This window comes from Effusibacillus lacus, assembly GCF_002335525.1.
In the GTDB taxonomy this organism is placed as follows: domain Bacteria; phylum Bacillota; class Bacilli; order Tumebacillales; family Effusibacillaceae; genus Effusibacillus; species Effusibacillus lacus.
Genome location: NZ_BDUF01000095.1, coordinates 6,879 through 12,355, shown reverse-complemented (window position 1 = coordinate 12,355; position 5,477 = coordinate 6,879). Strand labels below are relative to the sequence as shown.

Annotated in this window: 6 protein-coding genes; all 6 read right to left on the bottom strand. The window is 48.7% G+C overall.

The window, feature by feature from the left end:
• Positions 1-390 (bottom strand): ethanolamine ammonia-lyase reactivating factor EutA (locus tag EFBL_RS20975; protein ID WP_216640734.1); only part of this gene is annotated, 390 nt, incomplete at its 3' end.
• A 35-nt stretch (positions 391-425) separates the two neighbouring features.
• On the bottom strand, positions 426-1,544 hold the full coding sequence (locus EFBL_RS15955; protein WP_096183070.1) for a cupin domain-containing protein: 1,119 nt from the start codon (positions 1,542-1,544) through the stop codon (positions 426-428).
• A gap of 48 nt (positions 1,545-1,592) precedes the next feature.
• On the bottom strand, positions 1,593-2,699 hold the full coding sequence (locus EFBL_RS15950) for an ABC transporter substrate-binding protein (RefSeq protein WP_207907555.1): 1,107 nt from the start codon (positions 2,697-2,699) through the stop codon (positions 1,593-1,595).
• Between the two features lie 129 nt (positions 2,700-2,828).
• Complete coding sequence (locus EFBL_RS15945) at positions 2,829-4,064, bottom strand: MFS transporter (protein ID WP_207907556.1); 1,236 nt, start codon at positions 4,062-4,064, stop codon at positions 2,829-2,831.
• 38 nt (positions 4,065-4,102) lie between these two features.
• The gene (locus EFBL_RS15940; protein ID WP_207907557.1) at positions 4,103-5,206 is read right to left on the bottom strand and encodes an ABC transporter substrate-binding protein; all 1,104 of its coding nucleotides are present in this window, start codon (positions 5,204-5,206) and stop codon (positions 4,103-4,105) included.
• A gap of 14 nt (positions 5,207-5,220) precedes the next feature.
• Positions 5,221-5,477 (bottom strand): TOBE domain-containing protein (locus EFBL_RS20970; RefSeq protein ID WP_216640733.1); only part of this gene is annotated, 257 nt, incomplete at its 5' end.

Sequence of the window (5,477 nt, the reverse complement as noted above, 5' to 3'; positions counted from 1 at the left end):
CGTGAGACCGGCAGCTTCATATGCATTTTGAATGATCTCGCCCAACCGGGTGTCATCAATCCTGTCCTGATCGGCATAAGGCGTCAGATGAACAGGAGACTGGTAAATCGATTCCCGTGCAACAATTCTGTAGCGGCTCGACAAATCCTCGCCCATTCGCTTCAATTTCAATAATGAAAAAATCACTTGAGTACCGGCCGAACCGATATCGATGCCGACGCTTGTCAAGTCAATATTATCCATTCGCCACAGCATGTTCTCTTCAAGCGGAACAGGGCCGCCATGGAGATGATCATCGTGATGGTGATGAGCTTCATGGTGATGGTCGTGGTTGTGGTCGTGGTCGTGATGATGATGGTGATAGGAATGATCGTCATCCCAGTCGTGCATGATTCTCCCCCTGTTCTGTATTTCAATGGAAAGGGTTACTTGACAGGCTTGGGCGGCAGATCGGCCAATTCAGCCGAATAGGACTCCTCCATGCGGGGCTCAAGTCCGACTTTTGCCAATGCTTCACGAAACAGTTCGCGCACTTTCGGATCTTCATCCGCATAATCAATCTGATCACCGCCGATCCGCTGACTGATCCAGGCTTTCGGCACTCCCTGTTCGTTGCGGATGGCGGTTCCTTCATACTTCAGCGCAAGATAGCGGGCGGGAGCGGTGCCCGTATTGAAATGCTGGTGATACCACAGATTGGGAGGCACAATCATGCTTCCCTCCTGCCAATCATATTTTCTGAGATCCGATCCTTCCGGCCACATAAGACTGTATCCTTCACCGCTCAGAATAATCACATGGGCTCCCGGGCCATGACGGTGTCCCTTTTTATAAGTGGCTACGGGGAATTCCGAGATATGGCTGTTCATGGTTCCTTTTGCCAGATTGAAACGGATATGTCCGCCGCCGGCACCCCTCTCTTTGGCGTTGATTAACGGAATCGTGATGGCGTTCGGGACAAAGTTTGTTTCCAGCAGCAGTCCGTCCTGTCTGCCTCCGGGACTGAAATAATCGGGTTCCCCCTGGAACCGCTTTTTAAAATCGTGCATGGTGTTGAATACAAAGTCAGCATCATCATACAGATCGAGAACGACCGGAGCATTGGTCACCCCAAGATAACGGGCCGGCTCACGTCCGGAACCGTTAAAGTGCTGATGCCAAGCATTCAACGGGATGGCAAAGAGCGAACCTGCCTGCCACTCGAAAGTGACCTTATGGCCTTCGTCATTCCATACGGTTGTGGATCCCTTTCCGTCCAGCACATAAATCATTTCTTCAAACAATTGGCGCTGTGGCTGCAGCTTGCCGCCGGCCGGAATTTCACAAACATAGCAATCGTTCGATTGCCTGGAGGCTTCGTGGTTAATGTATACCCCGTATCCTCCCCGTCTCGGCCATGGCTTGACATCGACATGATGAAGATTGGGGATGTAATGGGCGGAAATCACATCCAGCCCTTCTTTTTCCACCCACTCGAGGTAAGCCGATCGTTTTTCTTTGGCAAATTTTTTAGCAAGGTTCTCCGACACTTTTGCATTTGTCATTATGAAATACCCCTCCAATCCTGAACAAAATCTTATAATTCAATTTTTTTATTTTTTGGATGCCTTTTTGACAATAATTTCATCATACAGCTTGCTCCATTTTTCATTCTCATCGAGAATGATCGCCGGATCGACAAACTTCAGTTTGATATCATTCAAGCCGGTGCCAATCTTCGAATTAGTAGGAACAAATTCCATGCTGCTTAACATTTTCTGCGCGTCACTGATCATGAAATCGTAGAACAGGACGGCAGCATTCGGATGCGGAGCTTTTCTGGACACCCCGACTCCGTTTGGACGGGCAATCGCCGGGTCGAGCGCAAACCAATCGACAGGAGCTTTGTCTTTGGTTTTTAGCTGTTCCACTTTATAGCTGTAAACGGTCAGAGCAAACGGCACTTCTCCCGACGCCACCAGCTGCGCCAGCAGTGTATGCCCTTTTCGCACCGACAGTCCGTTAGTGCTAACCAGATCCTTCCAATAATTGATTCCTTTTTCTTCCCCCATCTCTTTCACAACAGCCGCAAAATAATCCAGGTCCTCCGCTTCAATTCCCAGCCGTCCTTTCCATTTCGGATCCAGCAAGTCCTGATAGCTCTTCGGCAGTTCTTCCTTCTTCACCTTGTTCGTGTTGTAAGCTTGAACAAAAACATTCAGGCGGGTGGCCACCCACTCTTTATGCGGGAATACCGCTTGCGGAATCAAGTCTTTCAGGTAAGGCGATTTTACCTCCTGCAGCAGTTTTTCCCGCTGTACCGCTTCCATTTCCGGACCGTTTGTTTCGACGACGTCAAATTCAAACCGGCCCCCTTTTGCTTCGGTGACAATCCTCTGCAGCACGTTTTCGGAACCGGCACGCCAGATATTCACCTTAATGTCGTATTTTTTTTCAAATTCGGAAGCCAGCTTTTGCATATCTTCCAGCGCCATGGACGTATACAAATTCAGTGAGCCTTCTTTTTTTGCGGCTTCCACCAATTTTTGTTCACGGTCCGCTCCTTCATACGAGGCGATTTCTGCTGCAGAACCTTTCTGTGAACTGTTGTCCGATGAAGGCGCTTGCGTCGAATTGCCGCAACTGGTCATAAGCGCCCCCATCAGCAAAACGATCAGAGACCCAACAGCAAGCTTCTTTTGCTTCTGCAAGAACTTCATTTTAACTCCCCTCTCGATACGTTGATTTGCGGAACGCTTGATTCTTTTTTTCTCCCCCTATACTCTCTACTGTCAACTATATACCCTGCCAAGACGGATAAAAGTTTGTCGTTCTTGTATACAGAACGGTCAAGCAGAAGCCGACTTGTGTATGTTCGGACCTGAATCATCCGGCATAAAAAAGATCAACAGATTGGCGATTACAATCGTGGCCGCCACGAAGTAAAACGTTGCGTACAACCCGTATTGATCGGCGATCATCCCTCCGAGCAGCGGAGATATTGAGGAACCGAGCGATTGTACGCCAAACAGCATGCCGACGCTGGTTCCCGCCATTTTCTTTGGTGTCGTATCCATCAGCCAGGCCTGCATAACCGGTCGAACGGCATACAGGAAAAATCCAAGCAGTGCAATAAACACAATAAATAACCGGGTGTGACCCACTGCCGCCATAACCACCAATATTGCGGCAGTCATAACCATGCTTCCCATTATGATTTTTTTCCGCCCGAGCCGGTCGGACAGGTGGCCGGAAAGAGGTGCGGCGAGAAATCCGAAAGCCTGTAAAGTAAACATCGAAACACCGACCCAAAAGGGATCCAGGTTCATTTCATAAGCTAAATACAAGGGAAGAAAAGTCAGCAGCGCGTTTTGCGTCATCGAGCGAAATCCTGAACTGGTCGAGATCAGAATCAGACTTTTATTTTTAAACAGCCTCCCCAGCCCCAAAATGTATTCTCGCGTCGAAACTCCCTGTGTCTGCGGATCTTTTTTCACTGACAACTGCAAATTGCGGAGAAAGATTACAATGACAAGCGACATGATCAATCCGGGAACCACATTCATGACAACGACCTGCTTCCAGTGAAATGCTGCCAGCAATCCTCCGATCACCAATGGAGCCAAAGCGTCCCCAACGTTTCCCCCCATTCCGTGCACGGACAATACAAACCCTTTCCGGTCAGAATATCGTTGGGATAAAGTCGGAATCGCTGTCGGATGCCACAGATTGTTCCCTATGCCGACCAAAGCGACGCACAGAAGCAGCATCAAATAACTGTCGGTAAAACTCATCAATAAATAGGGGAAGCCTACCCAAAACAACGACAAAGCCATAAGGAACCCTTTTCTTCCGATCGTGTCCACCAACATGCCTCCCGGCAAATTGGAGATCGAACTGGCAATGTACTGGAACGTGATGATAAAACCGATTTGGCCGTAACTGAGTCCCAGTTCCTTTGCGATCAGAGGAAGCAGCAGATAGAACGTAGCCGGGTACCAATGGGTTAAACCATGCCCAACGGAAATCAGCCACATCTCTTTTAGCGATTTCGGCTGCGTTTCCTGTGTTGCAGCAACTGTCAATCATATCCCCTCCAAAAATCTGCCGACAGATCTGGTATTTATTTTTTGGATGCCTGCTTCACGATAATTTCGTCAAACAGCTTGGTCCACTTGTCATTCTCATCGAGTATCAAGGCGGGATCCACCAGTTTCAGTTTCATGTCCTTCATGGGTGATTGAGCTTTTTTGCTGGTGGGAACATAGTTTAACTCGACCAAAAGATTTTGCGCATCGTTGATCATGAAATCGTAGAATAATACTGCCGCATTAGGATGCGGTGCCTGTTTGGATACTCCCACGCCGTTTGCGCGCGCGATCGCCGGTTCAATAACAAACCAATCGACGGGAGCTCCTTTCTGTTTGGCCTGTTCCGGCATATAGTTGTACACGGTCAATCCTAAAGGGACTTCACCGGAAACGACCATGTTATTTAATAACGAGTGACCTTTGCGGACCGAGATTCCATTAGCGGTTACCAGGTCCTTCCAAAGCTTCAGGCCTTGTTCCTCTCCCATTGCTTTCACAATCTCCGCGAAGTAATCCACATCTTCCTGCTCAATTCCCAGGCGGCCCTTCCACTTCGGATCAAGCAAATCCTGATAGGTTTTGGGCAGTTCCTCTTTTTTCACTTTGTTTGTATTGTAGGCCTGAACGAATACGCTCAAGAGAGTCGCTGTCCATTCTTTGTGGTTCGGAATCGCTTCCGGAATCAAGTCTTTCAGGTAGGGAGATTTGACTTCCTGCAGCAGTTTTTCCCGGTGCAGCGCTTCCATCTCAGGAGCACTGATATGCACGACGTCATACTCAAACTTGCCGCCTTTGGTTTCACTTACAATTCTTTGCAATACTTTGTCTGTACCGGCTCTCCACACATTCACCTTGATTCCGTATTTTTTTTCGAAAGCCTCTACCAGTTTCTCCGTATCTTTTCCGGCGATTGACGTATAGAGGGTGATGGAACCTTCTTTTTTGGCAGCCTCCACCAACTTTTGTTCACGGTCAGCTCCTTCATAATTTGCAACCTGTGCTGCTGCGGGCACATCACTCTTGCCGGCAGGCGGATTGTTTGCGGACTGTCCGCATGCAGCGACCAGTGTACTCATCAATGCAGCGCTGACAGAGACCGCAATCCGCTTTTTTGTCTTTGCAGAAAACAGGTTCATAGCATTTCCCCCTTTCAGGAAACCTCTCTTGAGTCATCAGAACCGGATACATCCTGCATGACTTTCACGACTTGGCTGGAAGAATCCGGATTGCGAAGAGCGATGCACTTTTCCGGTTCCATTTCCAGATAAACCTTTTGGCCGACATCGATTCGCAGTGATGGGTGCACCCTCGCCTGCAACAGTTTTTCGCCCGCTTTCAATTGGAAATCCAGATATTCTCCCAGGAAAATCTTTGTGTCCAGAATCGCCTCCCACACGTTGACTGCTG